This window comes from Arthrobacter hankyongi, from assembly GCF_022012395.1.
Taxonomy (GTDB): Bacteria; Actinomycetota; Actinomycetes; order Actinomycetales; family Micrococcaceae; genus Crystallibacter; species Crystallibacter hankyongi.
The window spans coordinates 690,918-705,130 of record NZ_JAKLTQ010000001.1; the positions used below are offsets into that span (position 1 = coordinate 690,918).

The following is a 14,213-nucleotide window of genomic DNA, read 5'->3' on the forward strand; positions in this document are numbered from 1 at the left end:
TCCCGCGGCGGGGAGGGACACGATCTGCTGTGTCCGTTGCCGGAGGGGTCCTCCGACTGGATCGGCTAGGCCGGGTTGTTCGCCTTCGGCGCGCCCATTCCCGGGTTGATCTGGTGCGGGCCGGAGGCCGAGGGGCGGACGTCGAAGTCGAAGATCGCCGTCGGCAGGTACACCGTCGAGCAGGAGTTCGGGATGTCCACCACGCCCGACAGCCTGCCTTCGATCGGAGCGGCGCCGAGGAGCAGGTAGGCCTGCTCCGGGCTGTAGCCGAACTTGGTCAGGTAGTCGATGGCGTGCAGGCAGGCCCGCTGGTAGGACAGGTGCGAGTCCAGGTACTTCTGCTCGCCGTCGAGGGTCACCGAGGTGCCGGAGAAGGCAAGCCATTCGCTGAAGCGCGGATCCACGATGCCGGGCATGAAGATCGCGTTCTCGCTGACCCCATAGGTGTCCATCCCGCCCTTGATCAGGTCCACCCGCAGGTCCATGAACCCACCCATCTCGATGGCGCCGCAGAAGGTGATTTCGCCGTCGCCCTGGGAGAAGTGCAGGTCGCCCATGGACAGGTTGGCGCCGTCTACGAACACCGGGTAGAAGATCCGCGTACCCTTGGACATGTTCTTGATGTCCTGGTTGCCGCCGTTCTCGCGCGGCGGAGCGGTACGTGCAGCTTCCGCGGCGATGCGGTTGAACTCATCCCCTTCCAACCGGCCCAGGACCGCGTGCTCGGCCTCCGGCGGAAGCGCCAGCGGCGGAACGCGGTTTGGATCCGTGGCGATCAAATCACCTTCGCGTTTGTTCCACTTCGCCAGTAGTGCGGCGGAAGGCGCTGTGCCCATGAGTCCCGGATGGATCAAGCCCGTGAATGAAACCCCCGGTACGTGCCGGGAGGTGGCCACCTGACCGGTGAAGTCCCAGATTGCCTTGTAGGCATCGGGGAACACGTCGGTCAGGAAACCGCCGCCGTTCTTCTTGGCGAAAATACCGGTGTAGCCCCAGCCCTGGCCGGCCAGCGGACCGGAATCCTCCTGCGGGATGGGGCCGACATCGAGAATGTCCACCACGAGGAGGTCTCCCGGCTTAGCGCCCTCGACCGCAAAAGGACCGCTCAGCTTGTGCACGGTCAGCAGCGGCGCGTTCAGGACGTCCTCGGCCGAATCATCATTGACAATCGCGCCGTCGAACCATTCCCGGCAGTGCACCCGGAAGGATTCTCCTGGCTTGACGGTAGCAACGGCCGGAATATCCGGGTGCCACCGATTATGGCCGACGAGTTCCTGGTCCTCAAACTTTTTATTGGAATCCAACGGGAAAATTACATCGGGCATTTTATCTCCTGCAACTAGTCGCCGGGCTTCATCCGATTTTTGAAATCCAATTACGGCCGCGGCAGTTTCTTGTGTAGCGGATTATCCGTGTAAGTCTGGACTTTCCTGCGCCCCGTGGCAGGAGGGCTCGAAACGACCTGTGGTTCATAGGCGCTTCGCTTGGTTGAATCAATGAGCTTGAAGCCGGCGGAGCCGGCGATCGAAAGCCTGGGCGCACTGATCTTGCGCCGGGAAGGGCTCTGGCAGGTGGGGCACGGCACCGAGTCCGGCACCATGGACATCGCATAACTGCCCTCGAAGACTGAGCACTTCGGGCAGCGGAACTCATAAATAGGCACAGCGAAGAATCCTCTCCCCCTGGCTTCCGCAGTGGTATCTCGTTGTTTAGCGACGAACTAGGCAGGCGACGCCGCCGCGGCCGAAGGCCTTCCGTGCTGGCCGGCCTCCGCCGCCGGTCTCCGTCCCAGGTAGAAGGAAAGCCCCAGGAAAACGATGGCGAGCGCTGCCACCAGAAGTGCAATGCCCGGCGACGGCTGGTAATACCCTGTCAGCAGGAAGAACGCCGGGATCGTTCCAGTCAGGTGGCTGATCAGGATGGTGAACCAACCGGTGGTACGGGTTATCGACTCCCGATGCTGCGCCAGCAGCAGGTAGAACATAAACCACAGAACGGCCCACACCAACCAGATAACGCCGAAGACCGGGTCCCCCACCAAGCTGAATTGGAGCACGCCGATGACCGTAGCGCATACCGCCACGAACAGCGAGAACCACCCCAGGCCTTCGCCACTGATACCGGTAAATTGGTTGATCCCCACGTAGAGATAGGTAAAACCAAAAAGGTAGAGCCCCGAAGCGGCGAATATCGTGGCGAGATCATTGTTCGCCTGGAGAATGATGAGCGTGGGGAATATGACCTGCATGCCCCCGACAAAGAAATTCAATATGCCTGCTGATTTGCCCGGAATGAGGCCAATCAACATTAGGCCGTTAATGAATAGAACCGCACCAACATACAACAAACCCACGCTGGCCATGAATGCTCCATTGCGAATCTAATAGCCATTTTTCGAGCGAGCCACCCTTTCGTGCAAAAAGTGCGCGCAAGGGGAAGATACAACATTTTCGGTGGTATATGGGGCCAGCTTAGGCCAACGCATTTTTACTGTCAACGCTAGACGATTCAAGCCAGGCACAGGCCGGCGGCGGCGCTGGCCCGGACTAGCGCAAGGCCAGGGCAAGACCGGCTGCAGCTGCCCCGGCGGCGGCCACGAGAGTGCCGAGCGCGTTCATCAGGGCCAGTGCGGCATGGCGGGTCTGAACCAGCCGCACGGTCTCGACGCTGGCAGTGCTGAACGTGGTGTAGCCGCCGAGGAAGCCGGTCCCGAGCACGAGCCTGAGGTCGGCAGGAATCCCCTGGCGCAGCACGGCCCCGGCCAGCAGGCCGAGCAGGAACGATCCAGTGATATTGATGGCCATGGTGGCCACCGGCAGGGTGCTGTGGATATATGAACGGATGAACCCGTCCACCACGAAGCGCATCCCGGCTCCGGCCCCGCCGGCCAAAGCCAGCAGCAGGGTAGTCATCCTGCATCTCCACGGTCCGCAACGGCTTGGCCGGGCTGCATACGACCCCGAGGCCAACGGGAACCGGCCCAGATACCGGCCAGGCTGGCCAGGAAACCTACCCCGACGGTCAGCGCTGCATAGACAATCGCGGTCCACGATGACCCGGTCGACACCAATTCGTTCAGCTCCAGCGCGAACGTGCTGTAGGTGGTAAATCCGCCGAGGAAACCGGTGCCGGCGGCCAGGCGCACGGCCCGCCGCCCGCCGTCGTCGGCCCCGGCGCGCAGCAGGGACTCCAGCAGCAGGCCCAAGGCGAAGGCCCCGGCCAGATTGACCGCCAGGGTCGGCAGGGGCCAGCCGCCGGGCGCGGGGAGGACCAGTGCCACGCCGTAGCGGGCGAGCGTGCCGAACATCCCGCCCAGGACCACCAGCAGGATGCTGGCAGGCCTGAGGTGCACCGGACGTGACATGGCACCAAGCGTAGCCGCCCGGGGTCCCCGTGCGCGAAGCGTGCGGGGCGGCGGCAAGCGGTAGCCGCCCGGGGTCCCCGTGCGCGAAGCGTGCGGGGCGGCGGCGGCGTCTGGTATGCCTTGACCTGCTTTGTATGGTGGGAGCATGGCAGAGAACAGACCCATCGGTTTCTGGTTGCGGCTGGTCGACGGGCTGATCGGCGAGCAGTTCGAGTCGACCGTCGAGGAACACGGCATCACCCGCCGGCAGTGGCAGATCATGAACGTGCTGGCCGAGCATCCGGCTACCTCGAGCCAGCTGGACGAATCGCTGAAGCCGTATTTCAAGCAGACCGCCGACGAGTCCTCCGCCGAGCATCTGGACGAGCTGATCGAGAGCGGCTGGGTGGCCGAGGACAACGGCGGCTTCGCGCTGACCGATCAGGGCCACCGGAGTCTGGCGGCGCTGGGCGACGTGGTGGAGCGGAACCGGCAGCAGGCCACTGTCGGCATCGCCGAGGAGGAATACGACGCCGCGCTGGATGTGCTGCAGCGGATGGCGCGGAACCTGGGCTGGGAAGGCTAGGGCCGGCAACGGGCTGGCAGACCCATCCGGTCACTCCGGACCGTTTCGAAGATTTCGCCGACGTCGTCAACCCGAACCGCCGGGACACCCACTGTTGGTGCCTCGCGCACCGTCTGAGGGCCAGGGATATCGAGGAGCTGGGCGGCGGGAGCCGCGAACAGGCTATGCGGCGGCTGTGCGGGCTGGAGCATCCGCCGGGGGTGGTCACCTACCGCGACGGCGAGCCGGTCGGGTGGTGCAGCATCAGTCCTCGCGCCGAAAACCAGCGCTTGGCGGCGTCGAAGCTCATCCGCCCCGTGGACGAGGTCCCGGTGTGGAGCATCATCTGCGTGGTCGTGCGCAGCGGCCACCGCAGGCAGGGCGTCACGGGCCACTTGATCGAGGGGGCTGTCGAGTATGCCGCAGCGCGGGGTGCGCCGGCGGTCGAGGCCTACCCGGTGGATCCCGAGGGCCGCATGGACCGCACGATGGCGTTCGTCGGCACCCGCTCGATGTTCGAGCGGGCCGTTGTCCGGGTCATCGGCAGCACCGACGCGGTGGCGGGCAAGTTGCCCCGGCTGATCATGCGCCGCGATCTGCGGTCGTGCTGATCCGGCCGCCGGCCGCTGCGCCGATGCGTCCGCCGTTCTGTGGTTGACTGCCTAGAAGGTACAACCCGGTGACCGACGACGCGGAGGAACAGAATACTCATGGCATACGGCGAGCTCGATCCCTCGTCCGGAGTACCCCTGTATCGGCAGATTAAGGAAATCCTGCGCCGGGAGATCGCCGAGGGCATCGTGGATCCCCGTCGGCCGATGACCGAGGCACAGCTGCTCAGCCGGTTCGACGTCAGCCGGGCACCCATCCGGCAGGCGCTGCAGGAGCTGGCCAGCGAGGGGTACGTCTACCGAAAGCAGGGCAAGGGGACGTTCCCGGTCACGGGCGCCCGGGTACAGCGGCCGGCCGACGTGCGGTCGGGGGCCTTGTACCAATACCTTTCCGACAGCGGACTGCATCCGACGGGGAAGGTCTCCGGCATCGAGCGGGCGGAGCCGCCGGCCCGGATCCGGGACCTGCTGGGGCTCGAAGCGCATGAGCGGCTCCTGCATTTCACCCGCCTGATCTCGGTCGAGGACCAGCCTCTGGTCGAAGCCGACGTCTACATCCGGGCACCTGAGGATTTCAGTCCCACGGCCGCGGAACTGGAAGAGCAGGGCTCCGCCTTCGAGCTTCTGGCCAAAGAGTTCGGCATCATGCCCGTCCGGGCGGAGCACGAGGCCTGGGCGACGGCGGCCACCGCCGAGCAGGCGGCGACCTTCGGCGTAACCGAGGGGAGCCCGCTGCTGGTCATCGAGACGATCTTTTATACGACCGGCGACCTGCCCGCGGGGTGGCGCTCCGCGGTGCACCAGGCCGAGAACTTCAAGTACCGGTTCACCACCAGCCGGTAGATCGCCCGCAGCGCGGCTAGTTCCGCGCCGTCCCGCGCCCGGGGTAATGGTCCGGTCAATACCTCCTTGACTTTGACACAACACCGTGTAAATCTAGTGGACAGGTAATCAAGGTCACATACAGGCAGTGGACTACCGACTGCACCGAGTTCGGCGAGGAATCAATCCAGAGGTCGCGGTGCATGATCCTTCACAGCGCGTGGCGCCAGCGATGGCGTGACGCTGACGAAAGGTTGTGCCATGACGGATACAACGACATCCACCAGCAAAACCGTCAATACGGTCCTTGGCCCCGTCCCCGCCCATGAACTGGGTGTGGTCGCGGTCCACGAGGCCCTGCTCTCGGTGGTTCCCGGCGCCGAGTACGCCTATGACATCACCATCGACCGGGCGGAGATCTTCGAGATCCTGGCGCAGAAGCTGACCGACTTCCGCGAGCACGGCGGGAAGACCATCGTGGACAGCACGGGCATGTTCCACGGCCGCGACCTGAAACTGTACGAGGCACTCTCGCGCTCCACCGGCGTGCATATCGTCGCATCGACGGGCATGGGCCCGGAAGAGATGCTCGGCGGCTACTTCCTGACCCCGCAGACCAACCCGCCGACGCCGTGGCCCGCCGAGAAGTTTGCCGGCCTCTTCGCCCAGGAGGCCACCGAGGGCATGGTGGTCCCCCGCCTGGAGCGCCGCGGCGCCGCCGGCATGGTGACCGTTACCGCCACGCGCGACGGCATGACAGCCACCGACGAAAGCCTGTTCCGCGGCGCGGCCCGCACCGCCCTGGCCACCGGGATCCCGGCCTCCATCCGGTTCGGCAAGGACGCGCTGGTCGAACTGGAGATCGTCCTGGACGAAAAGCTCCCGGCCGACCGGGTCCTCGTCGGCGGACTGGACCGCAGGGACGCCGTCGCCGCCGGCGCGCCGCTGAAGGTGGCCGAGCGCGGCGCCTACGTCGCCCTGGACCACATCGGTCTGGAGGACGACGACGCGTACGTGAACGACCGCGAGCGCGCCACCCTGGTGCTGGACCTGGTCAAGGCCGGCCATGGCGGCCGGATCCTGCTCTCGAGCAACGCGATCGGTGTGGCCAAGGGCCAGCTCGGCCACGACGTGGCGTACAGCTACGTCGCCTCGACGTTCATCCCGCTGCTGAAGTCCCTGGGCCTGTCCGACGCGGACGCCCGGCGCATCCTCGTCGACAATCCGCGCGACCTGCTGACCGTGCGCTGACCGGACGACGTCGACCGAAGCTTTCTAACTTTCCTGGAGTGAAGACCATGTCAAAGGTAAATACCGTCCTCGGGACGATCCCCGCCGAGGAGCTGGGCTTCGTGGCCATCCACGAGCACATCGGGTACGGCATGCCCGGTTCCGAGCTGGACACGAAGTGGTGGAAGACGCCCGAGCAGCGGTACGAGGAGACCGTGCCGAAGCTGCGGCAGTTCCATGAGTACGGCGGCGGCACCTTCGTCGACGCCACCGGCATCTGCAACGGCCGCGACGTGGACTACTACAAGTCCCTGTCCGCCAAGACCGGGGTCCACATCGTGGCCTGCACCGGCTTCGTCGGCGGCGACACCGCACTGCCGCACTTCGCCCGGGCGACCGTGGACTACCTGTCCCGCCAGTTCATCCACGAGATCACCGTGGGCATCGGCGGCACCGGCGCCAAGGCCGGGATCATCAAGGTGGGCGTGAGCCGCGGCGGCCGGATGACCGAACTGGACAAGCGGATCTACCGCGCGGCGGCCCGCGCCGCCGCCGCCACCGGAGTGCCGATCCTCACCCACCTGGCCATCGATCCCGAGCCCGCGGTCGCCATCTTCAACGAAGAGGGCCTGCCGCTGGACCGGGTGCTCTTCGGGCACGTCGACGACGGCGTGAACGCCCCGATCACCCCGGACACCTGGATCGTCCAGCAGGGCGGTCGGCTGGGCTTCGACACCTTCGGCTACGAGACGGAACTGACGGACCCGCCGTTCTGGGCCCGGCCCCGCAAGGACCGCATGGACCACTTCCTCCGCTTCGTCCAGGGCGGCCAGGTGGACCGGGTGCTCGCCTCGGCCGACGCGAACTGCAGCCCGCTGGGCTGGCCGGGCGTCAAGGGCCACACGGTGAACTACATCTTCGAGGTCCTGATCCCCGACCTGCGCAACAACGGCGTCGACGAAGAGACGATCACCAGGATCTTCGTCGACAACCCCGCCGACTTCCTGTCGATCCGCAACTAGCCCCCCATTCCCAGAGCCGGCGCATCGACGCACCGGTGGAGAGAAAGCGAGAGAACCATGCAGACTTCGGAAATCAAGAACCTGAAAATCGCCATCGTCGGCGCGGGCTACGGCGGCGCTGCGGCGGCCAAGGCCCTGAGCCTGCTCGGTGCGGACGTCACGGTGTACGAGCAGGCGCCCGCGCTGGGCGAGGTCGGCGCCGGCATCGGCCTGCGTCCGGCCACCATGGCCCGGTTCCGCCAGTGGGGCATCTTCGACGCGATCGCGAAGGTGAGCTCTCCGAGCGACTACTTCGAGATCCTCACGGCCACCAATGAGCCCATCATGAAGGACACCTGGCCGGAATCCGGCGAGGAGAAGCAGACCTACCTGATCCACCGCGGCGACTTCATCGAGGCGCTGACCGGTGTGCTCCCCGAGGGCATGGTGCAGCTCGACCACAAGCTGGAAAAGATCGAGGACAAGGGCGGGACCTCCGTCCTGACCTTCGCCAACGGCAAGACCGTCGAGGCCGACCTGGTGGTCGCCGCCGACGGCATCCGCTCCACCATCCGCCAGCAGCTGTTCAGCGACAAGGGGCCGGTGTTCTCCGGTGAGCACGCCTACCGCGCGGTCATCTCCATCGATGACGCCCACGGCATGGTCACCGATGACAACCTGCGGATGTACATCGGCAAGGGCACGAAGGTCTACCTGCTGCCGCTGCGCCACCGCAACCAGCTGTCTTTCGACATCACCGCGCTGAACCCGGACAGCTCCTGGGCGCCCGACCTCACGATCGACGACCTGGTGGCAACGGTGGAGGGCTTCGATGAGCGGATCGTGGAGATCACCCGCGGGCTCGACCTGAAGGCGGTCACCATCCGCTCCGTCTGGGACATCGACCCGGTCGACAACTGGCACTCGGACTCCGTCACCCTGATGGGCGACGCGGCCCACTCGATGCTGCACCACCAGGGCCAGGGTGCCAACTCGGCCATCGAGGACGCCGGCGCCCTTGCCGACGCCCTCGCGGAGGCCGGCTCGGTCAAGGAGGCGCTCGCCCTCTTCCAGGCGACCCGGAAGCCGGTGACGGACGAACTGCAGCGCATCTCGCGCCAGGGCTGGACCGAAGACGAGGTCAACGATGTCTTCCCCGGCCAGAAGCCCGCGTCCCAGACCCCCGCAGCCCGCTAGGAGGCGCAGTGCCGATCCATCCCGAAATCGCCAAGATCCTGGCCACCCTGCCGACACCCGACGGTTCCCCGCTGGACCCGGAGGCCATGCGCGCCGGCGAGGCCGCCCAGGTCCCGCCGGTCGAGGACCGGCTGCCGCTGCACGCCGTCGAGGAGGCCACTGCGGTGACGCCGTCGGGCGATGTGCCGGTGCGGATCTACACGCCGGCCGAAGCCGACGCCTATGGCCTGCTGGTGTACTTCCACGGCGGCGCCTTCTTCCTGGGCAGCCTGGACACCCACGATGCCGTCGCGCGGTCCCTGGCCAAGGAGACCGGCCATAAGGTCATCTCGGTCGGCTACCGGCTGGCCCCCGAGGCCGCCTTCCCGGCCGGCCTGGACGACTGCTATGGCGTGGTCCGCTGGGCCGCCGAGCAGGGCGCCGACCTGGGCTGGGACGGGAAGAACCTCGCCATCGCGGGCGACAGTTCGGGCGGGACCTTCGTGGCCGCCGTCGCTGCCAAGGCGCATGATGACGGGTTCGACCGGATCACGCACCAGATTCTGTTCTACCCGTCCCTGGACCTGGACTTCGACGTCGACCGCTACGGCTCGCTGCGGGAGAACGCCGAAGGCTACGGGCTGGAGACCGCGGGCCTGAAGCCGTTCAACGCCTTCTACCTCGACAGCGGGGCGGATCCGGCAGACCCGCTGGTCTCCCCGATCAAACGCGAGGACCTCTCCGGCCTGCCCCGGGCCCTGGTCATCACGGCCGAGTTCGACCCGCTGCGGGACGAGGGTGAACTCTACGGCCAGCGCCTGCAGGACGCCGGCGTCGAGGCGAAGGTCAGCCGCTATGCGGGCGCCAACCACGGCTTCGTCCAGAACTTCTCGTGGATCCCGGAGTTCTACCGGGCCTTCGAGGAGACGGGCCAGTTCCTCAACCGGGACTGAGCCCAGCGGGGAGCCCCTCCCCAACCCCCACACGACGGCGGCACGAGTCTTCCTGGCTCGTGCCGCCGTCGTGCGCTCAGAGCACCTCACCGGTACATGTCCGCTCCCCCGCGGCACCGCAACCATCAGGAACCAACCATGACAACAATCAACATCAGGGACTTCATCAGCAATGCCGGCTTCAGCCGCTTCCACGCCGGCATGCTGTTCTGGGCCTGCTTCATCATCACCTTCGACATGTACGACCTGGTCGTCTACGGCTCGGTCCTGCCCGTCCTCATGAAGGAGTGGGCCCTGGGACCCGTCGAGGCGGCGCCATCGGCAGCTACGGGCTCTTCGGGATGATGGTCGGCGCCATCCTCTTCGGGATCCTGGCGGACCGCTTCGGCCGGAAACGGATGCTCATCATCAGCATCATCCTCTTCAGCGTCGCGACAGCCCTCTGCGCCGCAGCCCCGGGCCCGGTCGCATTCTCGGTCCTCCGCGCGCTGGGCGGCCTCGGCATCGGCGGCATCCTGCCCAGCATCATCGCCATGCTGACGGACTACGCGCCCAAGAACCGCGCCAGCAGCCTGGTGGCGGTCGTGATGTGCTTCTTCTCGGTCGGCGGCATCCTCGCCGCTTTCGTCGCGATGCTCCTGCTGCCCGCATTCGGCTGGCACAGCGTCTACTGGGTCGCCGCGGTTCCGCTGCTCGCCCTGCCGTTCATGACGAAGTACTTCCTCGATTCCCCGGCCATGCTCCTGGAGCAGCAGCGGTTCGAGGACTTGCGGGCCGCGCTATCGAAGGTCAACGGCCAAACGGCCATCCCGGCGGCGGCGGAATTCACCGGGCTCCAGGAAAAGGAACCCGGCAGCCCGGTCGGCGCGCTGTTCAAGAACCGGCGCGCGCTCGGCACGCTGATGATCTGGGCCGCCTTCTTCATGTGCCTGCTCATGGTCAACGGCCTGACCACCTGGCTGCCCAAACTGATGGTCGAAGCGGGCTACGCGATGGGCTCCAGCCTGACCTTCATGATCGTCCTCAACGTGGGCGCCATCATCGGCACCCTGGTGCTGGGCCGGCTGGCCGACAAGTGGGGCGTCAAGAAGGTTCTCGTCCCCATGTTCATCGTCTCCGCGGTATCGCTGGCGCTGCTGGGCTTCGGCAACAACATGGCGGTCCTGCTGCTGCTGGTGGCGATCACGGGCGCCTGCACCATGGGCTCGCAGAACATCTCCTACGCCTTCGTCTCCCAGTACTACCCGTCCTTCATGCGCTCGACGGCGATCGGGCTGGCCTCGGGCGTCGGGCGGATGGGCGCGATCGTCGGCCCGATGTTCGGCGGCGTGCTCCCTCACGCTGAGCCTTCCCGTCCAGATGAACTTCATCTTCTTCGCCATCCCGGGCGTTATCGCGGCGCTGGCCTTCCTCTTCGTGCCGCTGGCCCGGAAGCAGGGGCGGGACGCAGGCAGCGTAGAGGCGGCGGTGGAATCCACGGCTTCCGCTTCGTGACCTGACCACTACGACGGCGGCGCACCTCGCCACACACCACGGCGGCGCGCACCTGGCGAAAGGTGCGCGCCGCCGTCGTACTGTCTCAGCGGGCCGCGCCGGCCTGCCGGCGGTAGCCGTGCATTGTGGTGAAGAACGGGGACGGCTCGAGCGTCGGGTCGCCGGTGTAGCCGAGCTGCTCGGCGACCGCGGCAAACGGCGAGTAGGCCGAGTCCGTCTCCCGCAGCCCGTCCTGCAGGTACTGCCGGGCGGCGCCGGCGATGCGGGCCTCGAGGTCGAGGCTCTGCTGGAGGGCCTGCCGGGCGCTGTCACGGTCCAGCCCGATCTCGTAGGGCTCCCCATCCGGGCCGCGGTACGGATGGCCCAGGAACAGGCGGTTGGGCTGGACCTCATCGCGCAGATGCTCGAGGCTGGCCCGGTAGGCAGCCGGGTCTTCGTAGCCCGGGAAGCCGTTGGCCGCACCGTGGGCCTGCACGGCGTCGCCGACGAAGACGTCGTTCTGCCCATCGATGACGTAGGCCACGGATCCGGCGGTGTGGCCGGGGATGTGGTGCACCGAGACCGAGACGTCCCCACCCAGGGACAGGGTCTCGCCGCCCTTGACCAGCAGGGTCGGCTCCATCTCGCCGGAGATGGCGTGCTCGGCCATCCCGGTCTGCTCCGCCTCGGCGTTCGGATTGTCCAGGTACTGCTGCCGTACGTCCAGGTACTGGTCCACATGCGCCCGCCGGGAGCGCAGCAGGTCGGCGTCGGCCTCGTGGATGACGACCTGGGCACGGCGGCCGGTGAGTTCCCAAAGCGCGTGCGCGCCGCCGAGATGGTCGATGTGGCCGTGCGTCAGCAGGATCCAGCGGACGTCCTCGATCCGACGGCCGAGCTTCCCGAGCGCCGGCGCCATGCCCTCGGCGGGCGACGAGGTGATCCCGGTGTCGACGATGGCGGGCTCGGGGGCGTCGATGAAGAAGCTGTAGAGGCCGAAGCGGCCCCAGGGCGACACCAGCGGATGGACATTCACTTCTTGCGTCATCGTTCTCTCCTCGGCTCCATGACGACCTTGCCAGCGCTGTGCGGGGACCGCAAAAACGCTGTGGCCTTGCCCACAACCACTTTATTATAATAATATGTTCATGTCACGCTCCGGCTGAGTACCAGCGCGACATCCGGCACTCGAACGAAGGAGCTGCACACTCATGACCGATTTCACGACGTGGAATGCCGGCGGAGAAAAGATCGCCATCCGCAAGAACCTGCGGGTTCCCATGCGCGACGGCGTCGAGCTCGCCGCCGACGCCTACCAGGGCACCGAGGACAAGCCGCGCCCGGCGCTGGTGGCGCTGAGCCCGTACGGCAAGGAACTGCAGGCCCTGGCCCTGACCACTCCGCCGCAGCGGCGCCCGAGCCCGATGTGGGACGGCTGCATCGAGGCCGGCGACATCGCCCGGATCGTCAAGGAGGACTACGTCCATGTCATCGGGGACCTGCGCGGCTCCGGCGACTCCGGCGGCGAGCACATCGGCAACTACAACGCCGGCGGCGTGCCGCTGGGCCAGGATGCCTACGATTTCATCGAGTGGGTCGCCGCCCAGCCGTGGTGCGACGGCAATGTCGGCATGGTCGGGATCTCCTACTTCGGCTCCATGCAGGTGCTTGCCGCGGCCGAGCGCCCGCCGCATCTGAAGGCGATCTTCGTCTCCGGCGGCCACTACGACTTCTACGAGACCACCTACCACGGCGGCGTCATGTGGTTCATGCCGCGCGCCGCCCGCGAAGGCCGCGGCGGCGACTCCGGCTGGGCGTTCACCGACCGGGTCAAGTCCCGCATGGTCGAGAAATACTCCCCCGAGGAACTGAAGCTGCTCGTGAAGAAGCGCCTGCAGGACCCGGACATCGCTGCCTGGCCGAACCTGGTCCATGTGCTGAACTACCCCAAGAACCACGAGGCCTGGTTCGACATCGTCATGAACGAGCTGGACGGGGAATGGTACGAGGAGCGCAACCCCATCACGCTGGCCCCGAACATCGACATCCCGGTCTGGCTGCAGATCGACCAGGGCCGCGGCTGGACCATGGACGGCACCATTGAACTGTTCAATTCCCTCAAGGGCCCGAAGAAGCTGGACATCGGCCCCTACCCGCCGATGCAGTCCCGGCCCTTCATCGAGGAACACGAGAAGATGTTCCGCTGGTACGACTACTGGATCAAGGGCATCGACAACGGCGTCATGGACGAACCCGCCGTGAGCGTCTTCGTCGAAGGCTCGCGCGAGCTGGTGACCGGACAGGCGTGGCCGCCGAAGGACGTCGAATACAGGTCCCTCTACCTGCGGCCCCGGCACAAGCTGTCCACCGAGCCCGAGCTGATGGGCGCCGAATATGCCGCCCCGGACGGCTTCTACCAGGCGCCGCTGACAGTCACCGACAAGGTGGAGATCATCAGCTGGTCCACCCCGCCGTTCGAGCAGGACACGGAGATGATCGGCACCGGTGCCGCACACATCTTCGCCGAGATCGACCAGCCGGACAGCAACTTCATCCTGCGGCTGTGGGACTACGCCCCCAACGGGAAGCGCCAGCTCATCACCAGCGGCTACCTCAAGGCCTCGCACCGGGAGCTGGACGAGCGCACCACCGAAGGCAATCCGTACCACCCGCACACCCGCGCGGTACCGGTGGAGCCCGGGCAGATCGAAGAATACGTGCTGCGCCTGTACCCGTTCGCGAACACGTTCAAGCCGGGCCACAAGCTGACGATTGAACTGTCCAACGCCGAACCGCTGGCCGACGAGCACAACGCGCTGCTCCCGCCGGACGCCTTCCACCTGCCGGTGGGCCGGCCCGTCACGCACAAGATCTACCGCGACGCCGACCATCCCTCCCGGCTCGTCCTGCCCTTCACCACCCGCAAGGCTGAAGACCCGGCGGACTGACCCGACCGGGACCAGGCCCCTTCCCAGCGGCGGTGCCGGCTGGGAATACTGGGTTGCAGCCCAGTATTCCCAGCCGACAGAAAGTGGACCC

The 14,213-nt window shown here is 66.6% G+C and carries 16 protein-coding genes; 10 read left to right on the forward strand and 6 right to left on the reverse strand.

The features are described 5' to 3' along the window. Nucleotides 1-65: 65 nt before the first annotated feature. The 5 genes from fmdA to LVY72_RS03180 all read right to left on the reverse strand — a co-directional run bounded on the left by fmdA (nucleotide 66) and on the right by LVY72_RS03180 (nucleotide 3,364). Nucleotides 66-1,325 (reverse strand): formamidase, encoded by a 1,260-nt coding sequence (gene fmdA, locus LVY72_RS03160; protein ID WP_237817992.1) that lies wholly within the window; start codon nucleotides 1,323-1,325, stop codon nucleotides 66-68. 50 nt (nucleotides 1,326-1,375) lie between these two features. Beyond that, nucleotides 1,376-1,606 carry a zinc ribbon domain-containing protein gene (locus tag LVY72_RS03165; protein WP_308190677.1) on the reverse strand — a complete coding sequence of 77 codons (231 nt, stop codon included), beginning with the start codon at nucleotides 1,604-1,606 and terminating at the stop codon, nucleotides 1,376-1,378. Between the two features lie 114 nt (nucleotides 1,607-1,720). After that, complete coding sequence (locus LVY72_RS03170; RefSeq protein ID WP_237817993.1) at nucleotides 1,721-2,362, reverse strand: AmiS/UreI family transporter; 642 nt, start codon at nucleotides 2,360-2,362, stop codon at nucleotides 1,721-1,723. Between the two features lie 184 nt (nucleotides 2,363-2,546). Then, nucleotides 2,547-2,912 (reverse strand): fluoride efflux transporter CrcB, encoded by a 366-nt coding sequence (crcB, locus tag LVY72_RS03175; protein WP_237817994.1) that lies wholly within the window; start codon nucleotides 2,910-2,912, stop codon nucleotides 2,547-2,549. Further along, entirely contained in the window at nucleotides 2,909-3,364 is a 456-nt protein-coding gene (locus tag LVY72_RS03180) for a fluoride efflux transporter FluC (protein ID WP_237817995.1), read from the reverse strand. Before LVY72_RS03180 ends, crcB begins: the two co-directional genes overlap by 4 nt. 145 nt (nucleotides 3,365-3,509) lie before the next feature. Here LVY72_RS03180 and LVY72_RS03185 point away from each other — a divergent pair, with 145 nt between their 5' ends. The 9 genes from LVY72_RS03185 (at nucleotide 3,510) to LVY72_RS03225 (ending at nucleotide 11,200) form a co-directional block, all read left to right on the forward strand. Beyond that, nucleotides 3,510-3,929: a MarR family winged helix-turn-helix transcriptional regulator gene (locus tag LVY72_RS03185; protein WP_237817996.1), complete on the forward strand. Its 420-nt coding sequence runs from the start codon at nucleotides 3,510-3,512 to the stop codon at nucleotides 3,927-3,929. A 164-nt stretch (nucleotides 3,930-4,093) separates the two neighbouring features. Then, nucleotides 4,094-4,519: a GNAT family N-acetyltransferase gene (locus tag LVY72_RS03190; protein WP_269092063.1), complete on the forward strand. Its 426-nt coding sequence runs from the start codon at nucleotides 4,094-4,096 to the stop codon at nucleotides 4,517-4,519. A 99-nt stretch (nucleotides 4,520-4,618) separates the two neighbouring features. Beyond that, nucleotides 4,619-5,362, forward strand: coding sequence for a GntR family transcriptional regulator (locus LVY72_RS03195; protein ID WP_237817998.1), 744 nt, complete (start codon nucleotides 4,619-4,621; stop codon nucleotides 5,360-5,362). A 240-nt stretch (nucleotides 5,363-5,602) separates the two neighbouring features. Further along, nucleotides 5,603-6,592 (forward strand): phosphotriesterase family protein, encoded by a 990-nt coding sequence (locus LVY72_RS03200; RefSeq protein WP_237817999.1) that lies wholly within the window; start codon nucleotides 5,603-5,605, stop codon nucleotides 6,590-6,592. A 47-nt stretch (nucleotides 6,593-6,639) separates the two neighbouring features. Continuing rightward, nucleotides 6,640-7,593 (forward strand): phosphotriesterase family protein, encoded by a 954-nt coding sequence (locus LVY72_RS03205; protein ID WP_237818000.1) that lies wholly within the window; start codon nucleotides 6,640-6,642, stop codon nucleotides 7,591-7,593. Between the two features lie 57 nt (nucleotides 7,594-7,650). After that, the gene (locus LVY72_RS03210) at nucleotides 7,651-8,769 is read left to right on the forward strand and encodes an FAD-dependent oxidoreductase (RefSeq protein ID WP_237818001.1); all 1,119 of its coding nucleotides are present in this window, start codon (nucleotides 7,651-7,653) and stop codon (nucleotides 8,767-8,769) included. Nucleotides 8,770-8,777: 8 nt separating this feature from the next. Then, a complete protein-coding gene (locus LVY72_RS03215; RefSeq protein ID WP_237818002.1) occupies nucleotides 8,778-9,701 on the forward strand; it encodes an alpha/beta hydrolase in 924 nt (307 codons plus the stop codon). A gap of 138 nt (nucleotides 9,702-9,839) precedes the next feature. Continuing rightward, entirely contained in the window at nucleotides 9,840-10,046 is a 207-nt protein-coding gene (locus tag LVY72_RS03220) for a hypothetical protein (RefSeq protein ID WP_237818003.1), read from the forward strand. Beyond that, a complete protein-coding gene (locus LVY72_RS03225; RefSeq protein ID WP_237818004.1) occupies nucleotides 9,989-11,200 on the forward strand; it encodes an MFS transporter in 1,212 nt (403 codons plus the stop codon). The genes LVY72_RS03220 and LVY72_RS03225 overlap by 58 nt, the downstream gene beginning before the upstream one ends. Before the next feature lie 80 nt (nucleotides 11,201-11,280). Here LVY72_RS03225 and LVY72_RS03230 read toward each other — a convergent pair whose 3' ends face one another. Then, nucleotides 11,281-12,222, reverse strand: coding sequence for an MBL fold metallo-hydrolase (locus LVY72_RS03230; RefSeq protein WP_237818005.1), 942 nt, complete (start codon nucleotides 12,220-12,222; stop codon nucleotides 11,281-11,283). A 163-nt stretch (nucleotides 12,223-12,385) separates the two neighbouring features. On the opposite strand from LVY72_RS03230, the gene LVY72_RS03235 reads away from it, so the two are divergent. Then, complete coding sequence (locus tag LVY72_RS03235; RefSeq protein ID WP_237818006.1) at nucleotides 12,386-14,122, forward strand: CocE/NonD family hydrolase; 1,737 nt, start codon at nucleotides 12,386-12,388, stop codon at nucleotides 14,120-14,122. The last annotated feature ends 91 nt before the right edge of the window (nucleotides 14,123-14,213 follow it).

What these genes read in the sequence shown, in the direction of transcription:
- LVY72_RS03195 (WP_237817998.1), top strand. Translation starts at nt 4,619, where the DNA reads ATGGCATACGGCGAGCTCGATCCCTCGTCCGGAGTACCCCTGTATCGG.
- crcB (WP_237817994.1), bottom strand. Translation starts at nt 2,912, where the DNA reads ATGACTACCCTGCTGCTGGCTTTGGCCGGCGGGGCCGGAGCCGGGATG.
- LVY72_RS03205 (WP_237818000.1), top strand. Translation starts at nt 6,640, where the DNA reads ATGTCAAAGGTAAATACCGTCCTCGGGACGATCCCCGCCGAGGAGCTG.
- LVY72_RS03180 (WP_237817995.1), bottom strand. Translation starts at nt 3,364, where the DNA reads ATGTCACGTCCGGTGCACCTCAGGCCTGCCAGCATCCTGCTGGTGGTC.
- LVY72_RS03200 (WP_237817999.1), top strand. Translation starts at nt 5,603, where the DNA reads ATGACGGATACAACGACATCCACCAGCAAAACCGTCAATACGGTCCTT.
- LVY72_RS03190 (WP_269092063.1), top strand. Translation starts at nt 4,094, where the DNA reads ATGCGGCGGCTGTGCGGGCTGGAGCATCCGCCGGGGGTGGTCACCTAC.
- fmdA (WP_237817992.1), bottom strand. Translation starts at nt 1,325, where the DNA reads ATGCCCGATGTAATTTTCCCGTTGGATTCCAATAAAAAGTTTGAGGAC.
- LVY72_RS03170 (WP_237817993.1), bottom strand. Translation starts at nt 2,362, where the DNA reads ATGGCCAGCGTGGGTTTGTTGTATGTTGGTGCGGTTCTATTCATTAAC.
- LVY72_RS03210 (WP_237818001.1), top strand. Translation starts at nt 7,651, where the DNA reads ATGCAGACTTCGGAAATCAAGAACCTGAAAATCGCCATCGTCGGCGCG.
- LVY72_RS03185 (WP_237817996.1), top strand. Translation starts at nt 3,510, where the DNA reads ATGGCAGAGAACAGACCCATCGGTTTCTGGTTGCGGCTGGTCGACGGG.
- LVY72_RS03235 (WP_237818006.1), top strand. Translation starts at nt 12,386, where the DNA reads ATGACCGATTTCACGACGTGGAATGCCGGCGGAGAAAAGATCGCCATC.
- LVY72_RS03230 (WP_237818005.1), bottom strand. Translation starts at nt 12,222, where the DNA reads ATGACGCAAGAAGTGAATGTCCATCCGCTGGTGTCGCCCTGGGGCCGC.
- LVY72_RS03165 (WP_308190677.1), bottom strand. Translation starts at nt 1,606, where the DNA reads ATGTCCATGGTGCCGGACTCGGTGCCGTGCCCCACCTGCCAGAGCCCT.
- LVY72_RS03220 (WP_237818003.1), top strand. Translation starts at nt 9,840, where the DNA reads ATGACAACAATCAACATCAGGGACTTCATCAGCAATGCCGGCTTCAGC.